The 1,630-nt window shown below is 62.8% G+C and carries 3 protein-coding genes; all 3 read left to right on the forward strand.

The window, feature by feature from the left end; genetic code table 11:
• Positions 1–720: DUF3991 and TOPRIM domain-containing protein (locus GCE01_RS16585; protein WP_099213712.1), on the forward strand; the 720-nt coding region annotated here is incomplete at its 5' end.
• Positions 717–1,388 carry a hypothetical protein gene (locus GCE01_RS16590; protein WP_099213713.1) on the forward strand — a complete coding sequence of 224 codons (672 nt, stop codon included), beginning with the start codon at positions 717–719 and terminating at the stop codon, positions 1,386–1,388. The genes GCE01_RS16585 and GCE01_RS16590, both read left to right, overlap by 4 nt.
• The coding region (locus GCE01_RS16595; protein WP_167386206.1) for a UvrD-helicase domain-containing protein at positions 1,385–1,630 on the forward strand (246 nt) is incomplete at its 3' end. The genes GCE01_RS16590 and GCE01_RS16595, both read left to right, overlap by 4 nt.

Below are 1,630 nucleotides of genomic sequence, written 5' to 3' on the forward strand. Positions count from 1 at the left end.
ATGTCCCTTGGCAACGCGCGCGTGGAACTCCGTGGAATGCTGGGCCTTGCGCCGAGCGGGGCCGAGTACGTGGCGGAACCGAAGGAGCGTAAGCCCGCGCGTGATCCGAAGTATATGTGGAAGAACCGTCAGGCTCCCCGTCCCGGGTCGGCCGCCTGGATCTATCTGACCCGCGACCGGGCATTGCCGGAGAGCATCCTTCATCTGGCCATCGAGCAGGGCCTCCTGCGTGAAGGCATGAAGGGCACGGCGTGGTTCGCCCATAGCAACAATGCCGGTGAGCTGACCGGCATGGAAATGCGCGGGCCGGACTATCGCGGCTTCTCCTCAGGCGGCGGTGGCAAGCTGCTCTTTCGGATGAGGACTGGCGAAAAAGGGGAAACGCCCGTTCGTCTGGTCATCGGTGAGTCCGCCATCGACGTGCTGTCCTATGCCGCCATGGACCCGTTCAATTTTGAACCCAGCCTGTATGTCTCATCAGGGGGCGGCATGAGCGCCGAGGCCCTGGAGGAGTTTCGTGCGCTTCTTGGCACCCTTGAGGCAGGAGGCCGCGTCATGATTGCCGTGGACTGCGATGCCCAGGGCGACCGTTACGAAGAGATCTATGCGCCCATGATCCGTGAGGCCGGGCTGAAACCCCTGCGGTACTCACCCAGTGCCCGGGACAAGGACTGGAATGCCGTCCTGCAGCGCCGCGCCCGTCAGGACGTGGCCGCATGAAGGAGAGTAAATCCCGTCTGAGCTGGCAGGCCGTCACGCTGATCCTGTGGCGGCAAGACGCAGAGGCCATGAAGGTCTGGAAGCGTGCCGGGGTGGGATCTTCTGCCCCTGAAGTCTTCTGCGAGGCGCAGACGCCCAAGGGTCTGGTGCAGGGGGTCGTGATCGGCGGCGATCGCCTGAACGACGCCTGGGACCGCGACGGCGAGCTGATCGTCTTCACCCGCAAATCCACGATCGTCCGTCTGAACGGACCTGAACTCCCAACGCTCACTTTGTCAGCCTGCCCCAAGGCTTTTGAGGACGTCATGATGTATAACGACACGCGCTCTGCGGCCCGCCAGCATATCGACCATATGGTTCTCAAGAGCGGCCTGACCTTTAACATGCTGGGCCATGAGAAGGCCTCGGCCATCTGGATGGATCATGCACGCCGCCTCGGCTGTACGGATCCTGAAGCGCCTGAAATGCCGGTTCCGCATCAGCTTGTGTGGCTGGGCAGCGGCCTGAACCGCGCCCTGGCCCTCGTCATTGCCGGACGGTGGGACGGCCCTCATGAGGGCTTTAACCTCTATCATCCGCTGACCCTCTTTACTGACAGCAGCAATGTCGTGGCCGTTGAGGATCCGGTGGCGTCTGAAGTCTATCCGGTTGAGCAGGTGCCCGCATGAGCGCATATCCCCAATCCCTCGCACCCGTACTGGATCCGCTGACCCCAGTGCAGCGTGAAGCCGCCATGGCTCTTGGCCGCGTGCTGGTGCTGGCAGGGGCCGGAACGGGAAAAACGAAGACGCTCACGGCCGGTGTGGCGTGCCGGATCCAGATGTACGGGATGCGCCCGTCACAGATCCTATGCGTGACCTTTACCAACAAGGCTGCTCAGGAGATGCGCGAGCGCATTACGACCGTCTTA

Origin of the sequence: Gluconobacter cerinus, assembly GCF_002723935.1 — a bacterium.
GTDB classification, from domain to species: Bacteria; Pseudomonadota; Alphaproteobacteria; order Acetobacterales; family Acetobacteraceae; genus Gluconobacter; species Gluconobacter cerinus.

Coding starts and splice junctions, on each gene's coding strand:
- GCE01_RS16590 (WP_099213713.1), top strand. CDS start 717: ATGAAGGAGAGTAAATCCCGTCTGAGCTGGCAGGCCGTCACGCTGATC.